The following is a 20,062-nucleotide window of genomic DNA, read 5'->3' on the forward strand; positions in this document are numbered from 1 at the left end:
GCAACTAAAAAACTCTCCATTGTTTCTACATCTTTATTATTTAATCTTTAACCATCGAAAAAAATATCTAATCTGGTGGGGTATAGACTATGAAACAAATGACCAAAATGGCTTTAATCGGTGCAAGCGTATTGAGCATGGGTGCATTGACGGCTTGTCAATCAACAACCGCACCAAAAGATAACGATCATGGCCGTATGATGAAACAACATCATAGTGATCAAGATCGTCGTATGTCACCTGAGCAACGTGAACATTTCAAACAAATGCGTGCAGAGCAACGTCAAGTGTTTGCAGAGATGCAAAAAGCCTGTGATGGCAAGACTACAGGTTTAACAGTTCAAGTAAAAGCTGGCGATAAAAGCATTGATGGTACATGTACCATGGTGTTCAACGCAGACCGTCAAGACATGAAAAAAGCACGTGGTGAACACAAACCAATGCGCGGTGAACATCGTCCAATGCATGGCGACATGCGTGGTCAGATGCAACGCGGTGAGCCACTGACTGATGCAAAACGTGCAGAGCTGACTAAACAATTTGATCAGCGTTTAGCAGAACGCCAAGCGAAGCAACAAGCGATTATGAAAGCATGCCAAGGCAAGACTGATGGTAGCACGGTTGCGATTAAAGTTGGCGAACAGCAAATCAATGGTAAATGTGAAGTTCGCTTCCAACCTAAAGCCCCTGTTGCCCCGACGCCAGCACCAGTAAAATAAGTCAAAGTTAGCTCGCAATATCATTGAGTATAAAAAGGCACTCCCATGAGTGCCTTTTTTATTGGACATATCTTTTTACGCTTTTTGACTATTTGTGTCATTCATTTTCAGCCAAAAGTGTTTACACTCAATGCACTTAGCATTTTCAAGGGATATTTCTTTGACTTTACAGTCACCAACAAATCGCCCTGAAATGCTTGTACCCAATAAGAAGATGTTGCACGATTAGAACCATTCCAATACGTGTCATTGAAGACACGTTCAAATGTTTATTTAGGATTACTAACGCTGGTAGAAACCAGTATTGAGGAAAACGATATGCCACAATACAAAGCGCCCTTACGTGATATGCAATTTGTTCTGCATGAACTTTTAAAAGCAGAAGATCACTATGCACAATTGCCTGCATTTTCTGATACCGTAAGCCGTGAGTTGGTTGACCAATATCTAGAAGCTGCTGCTGACTTCTGTGAAAATGAACTTTCTCCTCTTAACCAAGTCGGCGACCGTGAAGGTTGTACTTGGAATGATGGCGTTGTAACAACACCAACTGGTTTTAAAGAAGCGTATCAAAAATATATCGAACTCGGTTTCCCATCTTTGTCTGCTGAAGAACAGTATGGCGGTCAAGGTCTACCTGTTTCACTAGGTAACATCATTTCAGAAATGGTGGGTACATCGAACTGGGCTTGGGGTATGTATCCAGGTCTATCTCATGGTGCTGTACGTACTTTAGAACATCACGGTTCTCAAGAACAAAAAGACACTTACCTGCCTAAACTTGTTTCAGGTGAATGGACAGGTACGATGTGCTTAACAGAATCTCATGCAGGTTCTGACTTAGGTATTATCCGTTCTAAAGCTGAACCACAAGCAGACGGTAGCTACGCAATCTCTGGCGAGAAAATCTTTATCTCTGCTGGTGAACACGACATGGCTGAAAACATCATCCATATCGTCCTTGCTCGTCTACCAGGTGCACCAAAAGGCACGAAAGGTATTTCATTATTCATCGTACCTAAATTCAATGTAAATGCTGATGGCTCAATTGGTGAGCGCAATGCTGTACGTTGTGGTTCGATTGAACACAAAATGGGTATCCATGGTAACGCGACTTGTGTCATCAACTTTGATAACGCAAAAGGTTTCTTGATTGGCCCTGAAAACCGCGGTCTAAACTGCATGTTCACATTCATGAACACTGCACGTATCGGTACTGCTGTACAAGGTCTTTCAGCTTCTGAAGGGGCTTTCCAAGGTGCGCTTGCTTATGCAAAAGACCGTTTGGCAATGCGTTCACTTTCAGGCCCTAAAGCTCCTGAAAAAGAAGCAGATCCAATTATCGTTCACCCTGCTGTACGCAACATGCTGATGACGCAAAAATCATTTGCTGAAGCTGGCCGTGCTTTGGTTTACTTATTGTCTTTCCATGCCGATATCGTGGAACAAGGTGCAACTGAAGAAGAACGTAAATTCTCTGACAACATCTTGTCTCTATTAACACCAATTGCTAAAGCATTCTTAACTGAAACAGGTTCTGAATCTGCGAAGCACGGTGTTCAAGTATTCGGCGGCCACGGCTTCATTTCTGAACATGGTATGGAACAAATTGTACGTGATACACGTATTTCATGCTTGTACGAAGGTACGACTGAAATTCAAGCAATTGACTTGTTAGGCCGTAAAGTATTGGGTACTCAAGGTGCAATGTTGAAAGACTTCACCAAGATCATCCATAAATTTGTTGAAGCTAACAAAGACAACGCTGCCATGAAAGAATTTGTTGAGCCGCTTGCTGCGCTAAACAAAGAATGGGGCGACTTAACCATGCAGATTGGTATGAAAGCAATGCAAAACCCTGAAGAAGTAGGTGCTGCTGCAGTCGATTACCTCTACTTCTCTGGTTATGTAACGCTTGCTTATTTATGGGCTCGCATGGCACTAGTTGCACAAGAAACTTTAGCTGCAGGAACAACAGATGTTGATTTCTACAATGCAAAAGTAACGACTGCTCGCTTCTACTTCAAGAAAATCTTACCACGCGTTCGCTCTCATGTAGAAGTGATTGCAGGTGGCCTAGATCCTCTTATGGCATTGGATGCAGAACACTTTGCATTCTAATGTGAATATCTAAAACATATTCAAAAAATTGTACTCGTGAGTGCAGAAATAGAGAAAGGACGGTCATAGCATTGGCAGTCCTTTTTCTTTATAAATAGTCCCATAATTTTACTTTGGTCAATTTTCTCCACGCTTTGTGTCGATACAAATTGCCCCAAGTCCATAGATTCAAACAATAAACAGGTGAACGAACATGCCAATTTATAATGCGCCGCTTGCAGATATGAAATTCATCTTAAATGATGTTTTTAAAGCAGAACAATTCTGGCAAAACAACGAAAATCTTGCTCACGTTGATGCTGCTACTGCAGAAGCCATTCTTGAAGAAATGGCAAAATTTGCGCAAAACGTCACTCATCCATTAAACCGCACAGGTGATGAAGAAGGCGCAACCTATAGCAATGGCAATGTCACGACTCCTGCTGGTTTCAAAGAAGCATTTAAACAATATGCTGAAGGCGGCTGGATTGGTCTAGGCGCAGATGAAGAATGGGGCGGTCAAGGCATGCCAAAAATGCTGACTGTTCTGTCTGATGAAATGCTGTTTGCAACCAACCCATCATTCATGCTCTACCCGCTTCTTTCTGTTGGTGCAGGCATGGCGTTAAACAGCTATGCATCACAAGAGCAAAAAGAAACTTATTTGCCAAAAATGTATACAGGCGAATGGTCAGGCACCATGTGCTTAACTGAACCGCATGCAGGTACAGATTTAGGTATTATCAAAACTAAAGCCGAACGTAATGAAGACGGTACTTATAACATTACAGGTACGAAAATCTTCATCACTGGCGGTGACCACGACCTTTCTGAAAATATCATCCACTTAGTTTTAGCGAAAACGCCTGATGCGCCTGCGGGCTCACGCGGAATTTCACTATTCATCGTACCTAAATTCTTGGTGAATGCAGATGGTTCATTGGGTGAGCGTAATGCTGTAGGCCCTGGTTCTATTGAACATAAAATGGGGATCAAAGCGTCTGCAACATGTGTGATGAACTTTGATGGCGCGAAAGGCTACCTGGTTGGTAAAGAAAATGAAGGCCTTGCAGCGATGTTCGTCATGATGAACTACGAACGTCTGTCTATGGGTATTCAAGGCCTAGGTGCTTCTGAATTTGCTTATCAAAATGCAGCGCAATATGCGACTGATCGTTTACAAGGCCGTAGCGCTTCTGGCGTTCAATCGCCTGCAAAACCTGCAGACAGCATCTTAGTTCATGGTGATGTACGTCGTATGTTGCTGAACGCACGTGCCAACAATGAAGCGTCTCGTGCATTTGCGGTTTATGTTGGTCAACAACTGGACATTACCAAGTTCTCTACTGACCCAGAAGCAGTCAAAGCAGCCAATAACCGTGTTGCGCTATTAACACCGATTGCGAAAGCGTATTTAACTGATACAGCTTTCCAAGCAACACTCGATGCGCAAATGGTCTTCGGTGGTCATGGCTTTATTCGTGAATGGGGTATGGAACAATGTATCCGTGACCTCCGTATTGCACAGATTTACGAAGGGACCAACGGTGTTCAATCGCAAGACTTAATTGGTCGAAAAACCATTAAGTGCAATGGTGAATTCATTGCTGAATATATCCAAGAAATCCGTGATTTTGCCAATAATTTAGATGCCAGCTTGAACTACATCAAAGATGCAACATTAGATGCAGCAGCTGAAGTTGAAGCTGTGACTCAATATGTACTTGAAGCTGCTCGTGAAAACATTGAATTCCCGAACTCAGCAGCAGTTGATTACTTACATGCTGTAGGCCTACTCAGCTTTGCCTATATGTTTGCCCGCATTGCAGATGCAGCAAAAGACAAAGATGGCGAGTTTTACCAAAACAAACTTGCACTAACTCTTTACTTCACGCAGCGTATTTTGCCTGAATTGGCTTTACGCATTGCTAAAGTGAAAGCAGGTTCTGAAGTGATCATGAACTTCTCTGAAGATTACTTTACCAACCAAGCTTAATTAGTCGCACAAAATCAAAAATGCCCGATTTATCGGGCATTTTTTTATTCATTGTAGTGATAATATTTCCTGACTGACCTAGCCATTTCAGAATTCGCATTTTCCAAAGCTTTTGCCACATTCATCGCATCTACAGCACTTCGGTTTTGACTGACTTTAAATTTCCCGATCATCGACTGGATATCGACTTCAATCGCCACAATTTTCTCTAACTGTTCAGCAATAAAATCATTAGGCGCATCGCCCATTTTCCACGGCACGGGTTGGCTAGCTTCATGTTGTCGAGTCAACCGAGCCAGAACCCCTCGTAAATATTTTTCATCGTCAACTTTACGAATTGTGCCTTTGACATGCACCACACGGTAATTCCATGTCGGTACAACGCGATGATGCTCCTGTTTTCCTTCATACCAGCTAGGCGAAATATATGCATCATCGGCATGAAAAATCACATAGGCGTGCGCTGACTGATTTAGCAATTCAAACATTGGATTGGTCTTGGCAATATGACCGCGCAATATACCCAATTCGCCTGACTCAGTGTCATATTCTAGTGGTAAATGATTCACTTCCAACTCACCATTGGGTGCCGTCAGTATTACTGTCGCCAAAGCATGCTTACGCATAAGATCAATCAGATCAAGGAGTTCATTCTGTTTAAAATGCGTTGGTTGATACATCGTCGCTTCATTCTTATAGGACAAAATTTAAGCTCAAACTTAACATTAAAGACTTTATTTAACCTAAAAAATATTTTTGTCATATGCGCTTCATGTGCATGAAATTTGCTTGGTATTTAATGACTTGTTCTTGATTGAATATTCACGCAATTTACACAGGAGGAAGATATATGAAACACCGTGATCCTAAAGTAGAAAAAATTGAAGCCCTCCTCGACCGACTTGGCAATCTTGCTGTAGAAGGTTTTCATTATCTTGCGCTGTTTGTCATCGGCTGTATGATTTTATGGTCTGCGGGTCATACCATTTTTGAAATTATTACAGTTAAGCAATTCGCCACGATTGACGATATTTTATTATTGTTTATTTACCTCGAACTCGGTGCCATGGTTGGTATTTATTTTAAAACCAACCACATGCCTGTTCGCTTCCTGATTTATATTGCTATTACTGCCCTGACCCGCTTGCTCATTGCGGATATTCAGCATGACCATAAAGCGGATATGGGCTTGGTCATTACTACAGGTTCGATCCTCATCCTTGCTGTGGCCATTTTGATTGTGCGCTATGCCTCTTGGACATATCCTTCGGTTATTCGAGATAAGCATTCCGAGAAGCCACTGCCTGAAGGAAAAACCCCACGTCCGCAAGATGATGAGTTAGCTTAGTCTTATTAAAGCCCCTCTTTTTTAAGGAGGGGTTTGGGGAGATTAAATTACCGATTCGGCACTAATACATAGCGACCATTTTCAAAGATCCAATACATGCCACTTGGGGGTGCTGGTAAACCAATCCGTTTCCAATCGCTGATAAAGGTATAGGTCGAACTGGAAATACTGGCACTCGCAGGATCGCCATTGACCCAACTATAGCTTTGTGAATTTTGAGTAATCGTGGTCGGTGCCTTGTATTGAATGCTAATGCCACTCTGAGGATACTGCGGATAAGGTCGATTTGGATATTGCGGATAAACCGGCGGACGACTTGGATACTGAGGATAATGTTGAGGATAATTCGGCGCATGCTGCGGATAGCCAGGCCGATTCATCGACGGTGGACGGTGTTGTGGTTTTGATGTATCTACACCTTGGTAATTTGCCCATTTGTTTTCCGCAAAAGTACTGGCTGAAGCACTGATCAGCATCACACCTGCAATCGCATAGAATAATGTGGTTTTCACTTAAGCTCTCCTCGACGGTTTATACGCTCAGTATAAATTCCATTGTAGGAGAAAAAATGGATAAAAATCCATCAAGTGCAAGAATTTGTTAATTTTCCGACCAAGCTGATCGCACCTTCAGGCTAGCCTGTTTTTCATTGGATTATGCTAAGATTGATTTTATTTCGTAGTGGATCAAATGCTGTGTCTGAATTAAGTTTTGACCGACTTCATCAATTTTTTTCTAAAGTTCCAAGTATTCAAGAACAACTGATTGACTCGTACGGAACCGATGGTAAAACTGCTTGGTGGTTTAAATTTCAAATTAATGTAGATCACCCTTTAGCATGGCAAACTGTTCAAGAATTGGGCCATGTATTGAACTATATTTCTAAAAATGAACGCTTACCGACTCAATTTTTACCGGTTTCTCCGCCACCATATATGAATGGCGAAGCAAGACAATTCTTGTCTTGGGTGATTCAATGTAACCATGCCGATTTTCCACCAGATGTCATCTGTGACTGGTTAGAAGCTCGTTTGCCACAACCGGTAGATGATGCAGATAAATGGAAAATCAAAACCGATATTAAAGAATTGGATCAAATGACGGATAAAGATTTAGATCAAATCGTTCCGCCGAATCCTGTACCGAAGAATTAATAATTGCTAAATACACCTCTCCCTAACCCTCTCCTGAAATGAGAGGGAATTCCTTCCCCCTTTGGGGGAAGGTTAGGATGAGGGGAAAATTAAAAAGTAGATATTCCGCTCCATTCCATAAAGCGATACAACACATATTTCAACTTAGATTCATCGGCATACGTATCGTAATCCACACTCATCTGCTTACCATCACGGTTTGACCAAGCCGTATTAAAATACTGATTTGCCTCTTTAAAGACTTGAGCGTCTTTCAAACCGATCACTCTTAAATCCGTTTCTAAATTATAATTTTTCAGGTTACGCGCTGTGAAATTGGCAGAACCTAAAATCATATCTGCCTGATAGGCTGTTCGTTTTAAAATCATCTTGCTATGGCACTGCTCACCTTGGGTATTACACCAACGCACATCAATACCAGCATCATGCAATTCAGAAGCAACAGGACGGTTTGGAATACCATTTTTGGTACGACCAAAAGCATCTTTATTCGGATCGAGTAATACCCGAACTTTCACGCCACGTTCATGCGCAGCAATGAGTGCTTTGATAATTTTACGTTCTGACAAGTAGAACATCGCGATATCAATTTCAGTTCCAGCTTTCTTCGCGCTATCAATTAAGTCGAATGTGGCATCATAAATTGCTTTTTCAGTTAGCACTTGAACCTGTGGCTGAGTTTTCGCCGCTTCAACATCCTTAATCACCACAAATGGAATATTGGCTTTGGACATCATTCCAACGGCTTGCTCGGTCTTTAACAGATCAATCGCGGTCATGCCTTTGACGGTTAAGGCCACATTAGAATGTCGTGAGCTACCATCATGCGGATTCATAGAGGTGACCAAACCTTTCCAACCGTCAACGGTATCGACCACCAAGGTTTTACGATGATTGGCTTTAAAGTTGAAAAGATCCATATAACTGCGGATCGTCACCTTTTCGGTTCCCAATGGGTTCGGTAACCAGCCTTTTTCAGGATTATTTCCAATATCTTGACAGCAGATATACCAAAAGCCAGACCATGCTGGATTGGAAGCACGAAGCGGTACCAAATTGGTTTCCATCAACTCAATGCCCCCTTGCCGTAATTGACGATAATGTTCAGGTTGAATGCCGTCATATACCGAATTGACCGGGTCAGTAATCACAAAAATTTCCACTTGAGGAGATAGACGACGCTTCAAAATCAGCGCATCGGTCAGCTCCTGTGTTAATTGTTCGTGTTTTAATTGAGAGTCGCCAACTTGCGGATTAAAGAGAAACATATCCAACACAATGGTCGACTGTGCTTCTTCGATCATTTTTAGCATTTCTTTAAAAATGCGATGTTTCTGTTGCTGCTTTCCTTGCACATCGATATAGGTTTCATCCACTAAAAAGTTCACTTCAGCATGGCGAAGTTTTCCCGTGTAGTTCAGCCCTTCAGGGAGTGGTTTTAGCGTGTGATAGGTTGCCGATGCCAAATAACCTAAAACCAATAAACCAATGACCACACCCACATAGCGACGACGTGACCAATTGAGCTTGTGATGTATTCGTTGAATGATGCGCATAAGAAAAAACCTAGTCTAATGCGCTCAGACTAGGTTTTATTCATTGATTTTTCAAGAGGATTTCTGTGACTTTACCTAGACTTACTTAGAAAAGTCTGTGCAAATTCAATTAGAAACCAAATTCAAGACCAACCGTAAAATTACGACCGGCTTGTGGAATATTGGCAAGGAATGACGTATGAGAGTAAACATCTTCATCCAATAAATTATTGGCTTTGAAATAGACTCGATAATCATTTTGATCTTTCAATTGACCACTATAGGCCACACCCAAATTCACCATGTTGTAGCCATCTGTTTCACGCTCAAATGCAGTGATTTTGTCTTGTTTGAATACATGTGAATATTCTGCAAGACCTGACCAACCATCGGCAAAGTCAACATCGACCTTGGTTCCTAAGCGCCCTGCAGGCACACGTGGCGCATTTTCACCATCAATTTTGCCGCGTACATAATCACCAAAGACACTGAGTTTATACATATCATTAATGGCATAACCCACTTGAGCTTCCGCGCCATAGAACTTGGCTTTGTCTTGGGTGTAATCAACTAAGCGGAAGTTTTCAAAATTATCTTTGGTTGCAGCATAAATGTAGTTGTCATACCAGTTGTGGTAAACATGAACGTGATAATCCAACTGATCTTTTTCGTAATGGAAACCCAGTTCTAGATTATTGGATTTTTCCACATCCAGATTTTCATTTCCGCGTTCATAGGTATTGGTCGCAAAGTGCTTACCGTTGGCATAAAGCTCTTGTGCCAATGGTAAGCGTTCTTGATGAGAACCCACCAAGGATAATTTATAATTGGGTGCAAACGCCCAGTTCACAGCACCTGAATAAGAGATGCCATAATCATCATAATCTTTTTGTGCAGAATCGATTTGAATTTTCTGCTGATCGACACGGGCGCCCAGCTCGACATGAAAATCACCAAATTGTTTATGCTCTAAACCAAACACACTCCATTTTTGGGTTTTATTTGGGTTCATCAATGATTCTTCACCACTGATATTGAGCTTTTGCTGATTGTATTGTGCGCCAATCACACCTTCCCAATCCGCAATCGGGTTATGCACTAACTCTAAACGACCATCGTAACCTTTACTTTTAAAGGTCGTTGCCGCTGTATCGCCTTCAATTTCGTCATGTTGATAATCGGTATAACTTGCATGTGCACGGAGTTTTTGGAAGCCCGCAAACGGATTCGCAAGTTCGGCACGGAAATCATAACGTTCTGACTTTAAGTCGACCCATGGGCCTGCGGCATCATGATCGTGATCATGTTCGTCATGGGCTGAATGATCATGCTCATCGGTATGCCCATGGTTGTCATGACCATCACAATGTAAATGGTCATCATGTGGATGACAGCTTTCATATTCATGACTATGCCCCGGCAAGCCATATTGGTCTTGACGGTTGCTATAAGACAGTCCAGCAAAACCTCGATCATGAATCCATGACGCACCTACACTGACATTTTGCCCTTCTGCAAAGGTGTTGCCGACACGGCGTTCTTTTTCTAATTCGCCATCATGATCATGAAAATAATTGGGTGCAATATAGTCATTGGCTTTACGTTTCGAGCCTTCTACACGGATGGCAAATTGCTCACCTAAAGCAGCCGTCACACCGGCACTCGCCAATTTTTCATCACTGCCTGAGTTATAACGAACCCCAACTTGCCCTTCATAACCTTTATCAGGAATAGAGGTAGGAATCTTTTGATCCGTCACGTTGACCAAACCGCCGACTGTTCCTGCCGCATATAACAGTGTTGATGGTCCACGGATCACTTCAATTTGTTTGGCCAAAATCGGATCTACCGTAACCGCATGGTCAGGAGATAAGGTCGAAACATCAGCAGTCTCTGAGGCATGTTCTAAGACTTTGACACGAGGGCCATCTTGACCACGCAGCACAGGACGACTTGAACCTGCACCAAACTGATTTGAATATACACCGGGCTGTCCGGCTAACGCATCACCAATTGTGACGCCACCTTGTGCAAGGGCTTTATGTTGAATGACATTATCGGCAACAGCAAAATCTGCCGCACTTTGGTTTAAAGGATGGACCTGAACATTAATAGCTTCGAGCTTTTGTACCTGTTGTTCTGGATCATCGGCATAAAGGTTGGGTGCAATCACTGCAAAAATCGAAACAGTTATTAAATTCTTATGAAAAGACATGTTGGAGAGACTCAAATCAGGCTATTTTTGAATAATGTTATAATATAACATTTCATTCATTTTGCAATAAAAAACATTCTAATCTGCCCAAATCATATACACTCACCGATACAACATTGTATTTATTCATATATTTATTTTAGTTCAATGCCTTTTACCATATCCCATGCTGTACTCGCACCGCCCATTTCCCAATTAAGCGGAAATCGCCTGCCTATTGCAGCACTCGCAATTGGCAGCATGGTGCCAGATTTATTCCGTTTATTTACCAATGCCAATTATGATGGATCACATCAATGGTCGGGGCTCATTGTGCCCAATCTTCTCTTGGGCTTAATGTTTTGCTTGCTGTGGTATGCATTTTACCGACCGATGCTGTTTGCTTTTTTTGGTCTACATAAACCTCTCAATCTACACGGCCTCAATCAATGCTGTGGTTTTATTCTAAGCCTCATCATTGCCATTATTATCGGCACATCCACACACATCCTTTGGGATGGTCTAACCCATGTCGACTTTCGCACCTTTGCCTTTAAAAATATTTTACTGCAGCCTATTCAGCTCTTTGGTCACAGCTATCCGCTACACCGTGTTTTACAAATTGGCTTGTCTATATTAGCACTACCTGTTTTAGCATGGATGATTTACCGCCATCACCTAAACCACCGTAGTACCGTAATCGTCAATCAATGGACTAAAGTTTATGTCTATACTCTAGGGCTACTGTCCTTGCTTGCAGGCTTTCTCAGCTATCTATATTTTGCAGAAAGCGTCTATTCTGATGCGTTTGTTCATGATCTCTATACTTATATTGGTAAATCGATTAATTATTTTTTTCGCGCATTTTTAGCTGTGTTTACCATCGGTAGCCTTATTTTTGTCATCCTTAAATCGGCAACAAATATTTTTAAGCCCTCAGTTGAATAAGCACGATTTAAAATGATCAATGCAGGGAAATTTTACGGTTTTAAAGCCAAGCCCTTGTGACAAAATGGTCAAAAAGAGGCATAATCGCTGTTTCGAATAAAAGCGGTACGCTGTTTACGTATTCGCTGACCTTAACCCATATAGTTGGATTTCTAACGCTATGATGCGAACTCATTACTGCGGTTCTTTAACCGAAGCTCAAATTGACCAAACCGTTACATTATGCGGTTGGGTTCACCGTCGCCGTGACCACGGTGGTGTAATCTTCCTTGACATGCGTGACCGTGATGGTCTTGTTCAAGTGGTTATTGACCCTGATACTCCTGAAGCTTTCGCAACTGCGGACAAAGCACGTTCAGAATTCGTATTAAAAATTACAGGCCGTGTACGTCGTCGTTACGCAGGTACTGAAAACGCGAATATGACTAGCGGTCAAATCGAAGTTCTTGGTAAAGAAATCGAAGTGCTTGCTGGTTCAGAAACTCCGCCATTCCCATTGAATGACGACAACACAAATATTTCTGAAGAAGTACGTTTGAAATATCGTTTCTTGGATATCCGTCGTCCAGAAATGTTAGATCGTCTTCGTTTCCGTTCTAAATTGACTAACCTAATTCGTAACTACTTCGAAGAAAATGGTTTCTTAGACGTGGAAACACCGATTTTGACTCGTGCGACTCCTGAAGGTGCGCGTGACTATTTAGTACCAAGTCGTGTTTCTAACGGTAGCTTCTACGCACTTCCACAATCTCCACAATTGTTCAAACAGTTGTTAATGGTTGGCGGTATCGATCGTTACTACCAAATTGCTAAATGTTTCCGTGATGAAGACTTACGTGCTGACCGTCAACCTGAATTCACACAAATCGACGTTGAAACATCGTTCATGAGTGACGATGACATCATGGATTTAATGGAACGTTTAACGGTTAAGATGTTCAAAGAACTTCTAAACGTTCAGTTCGACAAGTTCCCACGTATGACGTATGCAGATGCAATGCGTGACTATGCATCTGATAAACCTGACTTACGTATTCCTTTGAAACTTGTTGATGTTGCAGACATGATGCAAGACGTTGAGTTCAAAGTATTCGCAGGTCCTGCAAAAGATCCTAAAGGCCGTATTGTTGCGCTTCGCGTACCAGGTGCTGGCGCGCTTCCACGTAGCCAAATCGACGAATACACTAAATTCGTTGGCATTTATGGCGCGAAAGGCTTGGCTTACATCAAAGTCAACGAACTTGAAAAAGGTATTGAAGGTCTTCAATCTCCAATCGTTAAATTCATCGAGCCAATCGTGCTTGATCTATTGAAACGTGTTGGCGCTGAAAATGGCGATATCGTATTCTTCGGTGCAGATAAAGCGAAAATCGTAAACGATGCGATGGGTGCTTTACGTATCAAAGTCGGTCACGACATGAAACTTGCAACTTGCGAGTGGGCGCCACTTTGGGTTGTTGACTTCCCAATGTTCGAAGAAACTGATGACGGTAAATGGACGTCTGTTCACCACCCATTCACGCTGCCAAAATCAAGCGTTGAAGAAGTGAAGAACAACCCAGGTGCTGCACTTTCTGTTGCTTACGATATGGTATTGAACGGTACTGAAATCGGTGGTGGTTCATTACGTATCTTCAATCTAGAAATGCAAAAAGCGATCTTTGAAGCGCTTGGTATTTCTGAAGAAGAAGCAGAAGAGAAATTCAGCTTCTTGCTTAACGCCTTGAAATTCGGTGCGCCTCCTCATGGTGGTTTGGCATTCGGTCTTGACCGTTTAGTGATGTTGATGACTGGTGCATCTTCTATCCGTGACGTGATTGCATTCCCGAAAACTAAGACTGCGGAATGTCCTTTAACTCAAGCGCCTGCGCCAGTTGAAGCGAACCAATTACGTGACTTAGGTATTCGCTTACGTGAAAAACCAAAAGCTGAAGAATCTAAATAATCTTACATTTTAAGATTTAGATTTTAAGGTTCAAAAAACCCTGCGCTATGCAGGGTTTTTTTATTTCAACCTACAAAAGGTGGTCGAAAACCTACAAAACATAAATTAAAGATTTGATTTACTTTGCTAATATCAAAACGCTTCAAGTACGTTATGATGTTGCACTACATCCTTTGAGCAATGGATAGCTCAATTTTCCACTTCCGATTATTTTGTTTTTAGATTCAGATCTTTTTGTACTTTTCACTGAATAAGTCCGGTCTCTTGGCAAAATTTATTTTATCCCATGCTGTCAATTTTGAGACCTTGTGATTCATGTACTTTATATTCAAAATCATCGCGCTATTGCCACTTTGGCTGTTACAAAACTTGGCCTTGATGATCGCGTTTATTCTTAACCTGTTTAACTCATCAATCAAACGTATCACTAGCATCAATATTCAACTGGCCTACCCAGATATGTCAGCGACAGCGAAGAGACAGCTCGTCAGTCAAAGTATCCGCAGCCAATGCTTGACCTATATTGAATTTATTAAATGTTGGGGTATGCCACCAAGTTATAGCCTGAGCTTACTGAAAAATATTTATGGTGAAAATATCCTCACGGAAGCACTTGCGAATAAAAAAGGTGTGATCGTTGTGATTCCGCATTTTGGCTGTTGGGAACTACTCAATGCATGGCTGAACTTGTATACAGAACCGATGATTATGTATAAACCGAATAAAAATAAAGGGATTAATCGGTATCTATTAGAAGCACGAGAGAAGTTTAATGCAACCTTAGTCCCGACAGATGAAACTGGGATCCGTGCCATATTTAAACATTTGAAACAAGGCGGCTTAACAGTGATTTTACCTGATCATTTACCGAAGCCTTCAGGCGGTATTTATTCCAATTTTTTTGGGCAAAATACTTTATCGATCACACTTGTTTCAAAACTTGCTGCAAAAACCCAATGTAATGTCATTGGCTTAAGTTGTATCCGACAACCTAACCTACAGTACTTTGATGTGCATTGCCAAACCTTAGCAGACGAGATTTTATCTAAAGACTTACAATGTTCTGTCGACACGCTCAACATTGCCATGCAAGACATCATTGACCAAGCACCAGAACAGTATATCTGGTCTTATAAACGCTTTCGGGTCTGCTTTGGCAATATCAATATGTACCGCAAATAAAGGTGATCTAAGAACATCTCAACCTTTAGAGTTGTGTTCCGCAGGCTTGAATTAATCTTATTCAATTGAGATCGATTATCGACAGTGGCATAATAGCCTCAATTTCCACTTTAAGTGATTCTCCTATGGCTATGCGTCCTGAAGTCCGTCGTCGTGCAATCGTGTTGATTGTTTTTTCTGTCGTACAATGGTTGTTCATGCGCTACATTTTAGCCAACGAATTATTTAACTTAACCACCTATAACCGTATTGTTTTATTCTGTGTCAGCAGCCTTGCAGGTGCCTTATTAATCTTTGTCGGTTTGATTTATATGGTGTTGAAAGGCAACGCAGATCGCACTGAAGATTAATTCAGTGCTCTCTCAGTTGTTTCCAAACTGATCACGTGCTGTGCTGTATTCCAGATTTCATTGCATTCTTGCCATTTTGCATGACTTACAAAGTGCGACTCATCTAAGCGTATAAATGTCCCTGCTGTACCATAAAGCTGTGTCAGGGTGTCGATAGCAGTCGAACGTATCGAATAATAGCGCTCAAAACACCAGCCCTGCTCATACTGAAAAAGCTCTAAAATCGTATCATATTTCAAAATTTCATAGCCCATGCTTTCAATCGCTTGAACGGTACTTTCACTTAGGTATCGATGTGGCGCATAGTATAAATGCCGATCCGCCAGTTGCTGTTTAAGCGATTTTAAAATACTTAAATATTCTGCTTCCGACTTAAGATAAGTTCCCACAAGATTCGAACCAATGACTAAATCGCAACCATTTTTTGTCTCTAGCGCACGAGCGTTTTGTTTAAAGATCCGATAATCATTGATCGTCACCGGATGTGTAGTTTTTAAATCTTCATACAAGGTAAATAATTGAATTTTTTTTAAAACTTCAGGTTTTTGTTTAATCCCGAACAACCCTTGCGATCGATCTTTTGTGTAGTAAGTGCCCTGATTTAGATGATCCACAATCATCCGAGTTTCATTGCCATCATCGATTAACCAATAATTTTTTGCATTTAAAGTATTCATGAGATGCAGTGGAATATGCTGAATCATCCCTGTAAAAATATCGTCATATTGACTATGATCTGGAAAATACTTTTTCAACTGAAATGCATAAAACTTCTTTTTCCACCCCATAAAAGGTTGATATACAATACGATCCCAGCCCTGAAGTGTCTGTAACATCTGTTGCATCATGCGATGGTCTCGCAGTGAACCATAAACCACTAACAGTTCATTTTGCGTATCGGCTTGATGAAACCGTTGCATTGCCTCAAAGGCATTAAATAACTGTAATGGGGTCCGCACAATAAACAATCGTTTTATCATCACTATTACACTATATTAAGGGATGAGGCAGAATGATTTGCCCACCAAAATTAAACGTTATGATTTCCAATGCCATTTTGATCTTGAACAATAGGTAACCTTTTTGAAACACTTTTTTATTCTCAATGATACCCGTACCAACCTACACCATGGTTGCGAAGTCGTAATGAATAATCTGTACAGTCTAATACAGAAAAATCATCCTGATGCGAAGTTTTCTCAACTTTGTACGGGGCAAACGATTTCTGAAGAAAAATGGCTTGAGTTATTAAAAGATATCGATATTGTCCTGATCAATGGAGAAGGTACACTGCATGATGCAGCGCCTTTTGGTGAGTTTCTCCTCAAACTTGGATCTATCGCCAAACAACAAGGTAAACCTGTATTTCTGCTGAATAGCACTTGGGAAAATAACCCAACGTCTTGGAATGAACTGATTCAAGATTTTGATGGGCTCTATGTACGCGATAAAAAAAGTTTAGCAACGTTGCAGCCACAGCATCCACATTGTGAATATGCCGCCGATTTAACCTTTTATTCGAGTCATCAGTTTAATCCAGCTCATACAACAGAATCAGCATCTGCACGTCCTGCTCAAGTCATTGTGAATGATTCGGTGTATAGCCATGTCAGTGATGCCCTATTTGCCTATGCTGAAAAGCAACGCTTTAACTATCATCCAATCACCAAAAACTTGCCCTTAGATGCGCATACCATTGGCTACAATCCCAAAAAAATGAAGAAATTAAAACAATATAATCTTCTTTCTAAACTCACCTTTGGGCTATATAAGCCGCGTCGTTATTATCAAGACTTTAATTATTGTATTGACGACACACAGGCTTTTAAGCAAAAAATGCTCGAAAGTGATTTAGTGATCACTGGTCGTTATCACTGCTTATGTTTTTGTTTACAGATGCAAATTCCAGTGTTGATCGTTGCATCAAACACCTCTAAAACGCATAACTTGCTCAATGATGCACAGGTTACAGATCGCCATATTCGTTTGGAAGACTTAAAACAACTGAGTCTTGAACAACTTTATGCAAAGGCTAAATTTAGCGATGAAGAAAAGCTCAGACTTCAGTGTTTTGATCAGCAAACCAAGTTAAAACATGAACAGATTTTTAGCCAAATTTGTGCCTAAAAAAAAGCCGCTCAATGAGCGGCTTTTCTTTTAATGTGATTCAGCTTGTCGAATTGCAGCTAATACTGCCTCCGTTACAACTTGCTGACCTTGAGAGGATAAATGTGTTGAATCATCATAATAAAAATCTAAATTTTGTTTTAATTCATCATAATACGAGATATGTAAAACACGCTTACCATCAGCCAAATCATGCAAAGCTTGATTATAAATCACAGTTTGTGGTTCACGACTCATATCTTTATTTGGGGCAATATCCAACAATAAAATATATTTCGCCTGAGTCTGCTCAATCATATAAGCAATATTCTTCTTATACTCTTGAACAGGAACTACATTAGCCTGCCCAACCAAACTATGCCAATGAATTTTTCGCGCATATTTTTTAATTTTTTTCACTATTTTACGTAATAATCTACGCCATGGTGAATCCGGATAATACAAGACAAAAGGTGAACCTTTGAATGTCAGCCAGCTGTCAACTAATCCATATTGAATACTCAAAATATCTGTATTAGCCACGTCTTTTAAATTAAAAAACTGTAACCCTTCACGAGTAGTACTCATAGTATAGCCATAGTTTTCCAAAGCCCAATCTTGTTGTAAAGCAACACGTTCTGGATAAGCATTACCCATATTGCTTATTTCTCCGACCGTATTACAATCTCCTAAAGCAACGTAACGAATTGGTTTGCCCATGTAACCTATTCCAAAGACAGTGATGCGGCATTATACGCTACAAAATATGTCATGTTACACTATCGTGAATCGTTCAAATTTATTTCATTAATGTGAGTCCACATGCAAGCAGATTTCGGCCTATCTTCAGAAGCTTATCATGTTCATCCAGAAAGCTTAATCACTTTATCGCAGCGTGATTTTTCTTTTCAAGGTGATCATTTAGGTTGTGATGCGGTTGTTCTTTTAGCGTGTGAAGCAAACCAGCATCAAGATTGTATTATCTATTTAAAGTCAGTGACTTCATTGGAGCAAGATCGTGTACGTACTCGATTTGCATTCCAAACCGAAGGTTTTTTATTTAACTTTTTTGGTTCTTTTATTAAAAAAATTCGCTCTCGTCGCCAAAATTTTGGTTCTCATAGCTATCGTATTTTACTCAGTGACATTACAGAAAATGCGTTAGAACGGAATATTAAAACGCCTGAAACGGCATACAACTGGACGAGCCGGCGTTGGAAGCTGGATGAAGATAAACGTCAGGAACGCTACAGTAAACTGGAAAAATCTTTTAAAGATTCGGGTTATGACTTTAACTTTCCAATGCACATCATGTTATGCCGTTCTATGGGCGTAAAAGATAAGCTGAATCAAGGACATCATCGTATTATGTTCTGTAAAATTTACGGCATTACAGAAGTAAGCACCAAATTTATTAGTTCAGCCTACATGCCACCAGTATTTCAGCCTTTCTTTAAAAAGTTCATCGAAGTCACTAACTATAAACAAGTTTAAGCAGTCTGACTCGCAATCGCCTGCCTATATACATGTTCTGTGTTCAAGAGCATGTGCTCGATTGTTAAATGCTGCTGTGCCAAGTTAAATGCATCTTGAAAAACAGACTCAGGATGCTCCAAAGCGCAATAGCGTTTGATCAGTTGTTGTAAAGCATCGGCATCGCTCGTTTCACATAACCACGTTTCGGAAATAAACTCAGGCATCATCCCAACACAGGTTCCAAAAACAGGTCGGTTTAATAATAAAGCTTCACCCAAAGTGTAAGGACCACCTTCACGTAAAGACGAGACGATAAGTGCTTCATGCTCACTGATCTGCTGTTGTATGTCTTCACAAAATCCGATGAGCTGAACCCGATCGGATAAATCTAAATCTTGAATAAGCTGCTCTAATAACGGACGCTGTTCCCCTTCGCCTGCAATCGTCAACCGATGAGGAATATCTTGCCAAGCTTGAAGTAAAACGTCGAAACCTTTCACCTCATTTAAGCGACCAACTGCAATGAACTTACGATTCTTTTGAAATTCTTGACGAACGATCTTCAGTTCAACGCCGTTATATACCACTGATGTTTTGGATGGATTTTCCAATTGATGTTTTAGCTGTTCACTCACCACAATAATATGATCAAATGATTGATTCATTTGATTCTTTTTCTTTTGACCATGAACCGTTACGACACAGGGGAAAGCAAATGATTTAACCATTCCATGCACAAATTGGGCTGTTTTTGCTGCATGTACATGTAATACATCTGGCTGAGTTTCAATAATTTTCTTTTTTAACTGATACTTTGTCCAAGGATTATGCCGACTTCCGCTCAAATCCATTTTTACAACATTCACTTTTGCATCGAGTAAATGAGCAAAACGCTCATGCGCAATCAAGCTGACCTGATTGTTTTGGCTTAACCCATTCGCCAATTCAATCACATGCTTTTCTAGACCACCATCTTCAGCACTGGCCATGACTAATGTAATACGCATGC

The 20,062-nt window shown here is 40.9% G+C and carries 18 protein-coding genes; 11 read left to right on the forward strand and 7 right to left on the reverse strand.

Annotation, left to right across the window (positions count from 1 at the left end; translation table 11 throughout):
- Positions 1-89: 89 nt before the first annotated feature.
- From FTT98_RS05220 to FTT98_RS05230, 3 genes are all read left to right on the forward strand, one after another.
- The gene (locus FTT98_RS05220) at positions 90-719 is read left to right on the forward strand and encodes a hypothetical protein (RefSeq protein WP_180177093.1); all 630 of its coding nucleotides are present in this window, start codon (positions 90-92) and stop codon (positions 717-719) included.
- Between the two features lie 318 nt (positions 720-1,037).
- Positions 1,038-2,840, forward strand: coding sequence for an acyl-CoA dehydrogenase C-terminal domain-containing protein (locus FTT98_RS05225; RefSeq protein ID WP_180022419.1), 1,803 nt, complete (start codon positions 1,038-1,040; stop codon positions 2,838-2,840).
- Positions 2,841-3,033: 193 nt separating this feature from the next.
- Positions 3,034-4,815, forward strand: a complete 1,782-nt coding sequence (locus FTT98_RS05230) for an acyl-CoA dehydrogenase C-terminal domain-containing protein (protein ID WP_078194153.1) — start codon at positions 3,034-3,036, stop codon at positions 4,813-4,815.
- 44 nt (positions 4,816-4,859) lie between these two features.
- On the opposite strand, the gene FTT98_RS05235 is transcribed toward FTT98_RS05230, so the two are convergent.
- Positions 4,860-5,495 carry an FMN-binding negative transcriptional regulator gene (locus FTT98_RS05235; protein ID WP_180022436.1) on the reverse strand — a complete coding sequence of 212 codons (636 nt, stop codon included), beginning with the start codon at positions 5,493-5,495 and terminating at the stop codon, positions 4,860-4,862.
- A 170-nt stretch (positions 5,496-5,665) separates the two neighbouring features.
- Between FTT98_RS05235 and FTT98_RS05240 the strand changes: the two genes are divergently transcribed.
- On the forward strand, positions 5,666-6,163 hold the full coding sequence (locus tag FTT98_RS05240) for a phosphate-starvation-inducible protein PsiE (protein ID WP_180177094.1): 498 nt from the start codon (positions 5,666-5,668) through the stop codon (positions 6,161-6,163).
- A gap of 47 nt (positions 6,164-6,210) precedes the next feature.
- Here the strand turns inward: FTT98_RS05240 and FTT98_RS05245 are convergent, their stop codons facing one another.
- The gene (locus FTT98_RS05245; protein ID WP_373685127.1) at positions 6,211-6,675 is read right to left on the reverse strand and encodes an RcnB family protein; all 465 of its coding nucleotides are present in this window, start codon (positions 6,673-6,675) and stop codon (positions 6,211-6,213) included.
- 183 nt (positions 6,676-6,858) lie between these two features.
- Here FTT98_RS05245 and FTT98_RS05250 point away from each other — a divergent pair, with 183 nt between their 5' ends.
- Positions 6,859-7,317, forward strand: coding sequence for a hypothetical protein (locus FTT98_RS05250; RefSeq protein WP_180005494.1), 459 nt, complete (start codon positions 6,859-6,861; stop codon positions 7,315-7,317).
- Between the two features lie 89 nt (positions 7,318-7,406).
- Here the strand turns inward: FTT98_RS05250 and FTT98_RS05255 are convergent, their stop codons facing one another.
- Positions 7,407-8,873 carry a phospholipase D family protein gene (locus FTT98_RS05255; RefSeq protein ID WP_180177095.1) on the reverse strand — a complete coding sequence of 489 codons (1,467 nt, stop codon included), beginning with the start codon at positions 8,871-8,873 and terminating at the stop codon, positions 7,407-7,409.
- A gap of 109 nt (positions 8,874-8,982) precedes the next feature.
- On the reverse strand, positions 8,983-11,067 hold the full coding sequence (znuD, locus tag FTT98_RS05260) for a zinc piracy TonB-dependent receptor ZnuD (protein WP_180177096.1): 2,085 nt from the start codon (positions 11,065-11,067) through the stop codon (positions 8,983-8,985).
- A gap of 147 nt (positions 11,068-11,214) precedes the next feature.
- Here znuD and FTT98_RS05265 point away from each other — a divergent pair, with 147 nt between their 5' ends.
- The 4 genes from FTT98_RS05265 to FTT98_RS05280 all read left to right on the forward strand — a co-directional run bounded on the left by FTT98_RS05265 (position 11,215) and on the right by FTT98_RS05280 (position 15,471).
- On the forward strand, positions 11,215-11,994 hold the full coding sequence (locus FTT98_RS05265) for a DUF4184 family protein (protein WP_180177097.1): 780 nt from the start codon (positions 11,215-11,217) through the stop codon (positions 11,992-11,994).
- 160 nt (positions 11,995-12,154) lie between these two features.
- Entirely contained in the window at positions 12,155-13,939 is a 1,785-nt protein-coding gene (gene aspS, locus FTT98_RS05270) for an aspartate--tRNA ligase (protein ID WP_180078748.1), read from the forward strand.
- A 315-nt stretch (positions 13,940-14,254) separates the two neighbouring features.
- On the forward strand, positions 14,255-15,121 hold the full coding sequence (locus FTT98_RS05275) for a lysophospholipid acyltransferase family protein (RefSeq protein WP_180177098.1): 867 nt from the start codon (positions 14,255-14,257) through the stop codon (positions 15,119-15,121).
- Positions 15,122-15,246: 125 nt separating this feature from the next.
- Entirely contained in the window at positions 15,247-15,471 is a 225-nt protein-coding gene (locus FTT98_RS05280) for a hypothetical protein (RefSeq protein WP_067767767.1), read from the forward strand.
- Here FTT98_RS05280 and FTT98_RS05285 read toward each other — a convergent pair.
- Positions 15,468-16,430, reverse strand: a complete 963-nt coding sequence (locus FTT98_RS05285) for a hypothetical protein (protein WP_180177099.1) — start codon at positions 16,428-16,430, stop codon at positions 15,468-15,470. The two genes, FTT98_RS05280 and FTT98_RS05285, sit on opposite strands and share 4 nt — an antisense overlap.
- A 124-nt stretch (positions 16,431-16,554) precedes the next feature.
- Here FTT98_RS05285 and FTT98_RS05290 point away from each other — a divergent pair, with 124 nt between their 5' ends.
- A complete protein-coding gene (locus FTT98_RS05290) occupies positions 16,555-17,598 on the forward strand; it encodes a polysaccharide pyruvyl transferase family protein (RefSeq protein WP_180039884.1) in 1,044 nt (347 codons plus the stop codon).
- 30 nt (positions 17,599-17,628) lie between these two features.
- Here FTT98_RS05290 and FTT98_RS05295 read toward each other — a convergent pair whose 3' ends face one another.
- Entirely contained in the window at positions 17,629-18,297 is a 669-nt protein-coding gene (locus tag FTT98_RS05295) for a GDSL-type esterase/lipase family protein (protein ID WP_180039882.1), read from the reverse strand.
- 102 nt (positions 18,298-18,399) lie between these two features.
- Here FTT98_RS05295 and FTT98_RS05300 point away from each other — a divergent pair, with 102 nt between their 5' ends.
- Positions 18,400-19,071, forward strand: coding sequence for a hypothetical protein (locus tag FTT98_RS05300; RefSeq protein WP_180039880.1), 672 nt, complete (start codon positions 18,400-18,402; stop codon positions 19,069-19,071).
- Here FTT98_RS05300 and FTT98_RS05305 read toward each other — a convergent pair.
- Positions 19,068-20,060 (reverse strand): glycosyltransferase, encoded by a 993-nt coding sequence (locus tag FTT98_RS05305; protein ID WP_180039878.1) that lies wholly within the window; start codon positions 20,058-20,060, stop codon positions 19,068-19,070. The genes FTT98_RS05300 and FTT98_RS05305 overlap by 4 nt on opposite strands.
- Positions 20,061-20,062 lie beyond the last annotated feature (2 nt).

Source organism: Acinetobacter sp. YH12039 (assembly GCF_013420015.1).
GTDB classification, from domain to species: Bacteria; Pseudomonadota; Gammaproteobacteria; order Pseudomonadales; family Moraxellaceae; genus Acinetobacter; species Acinetobacter amyesii.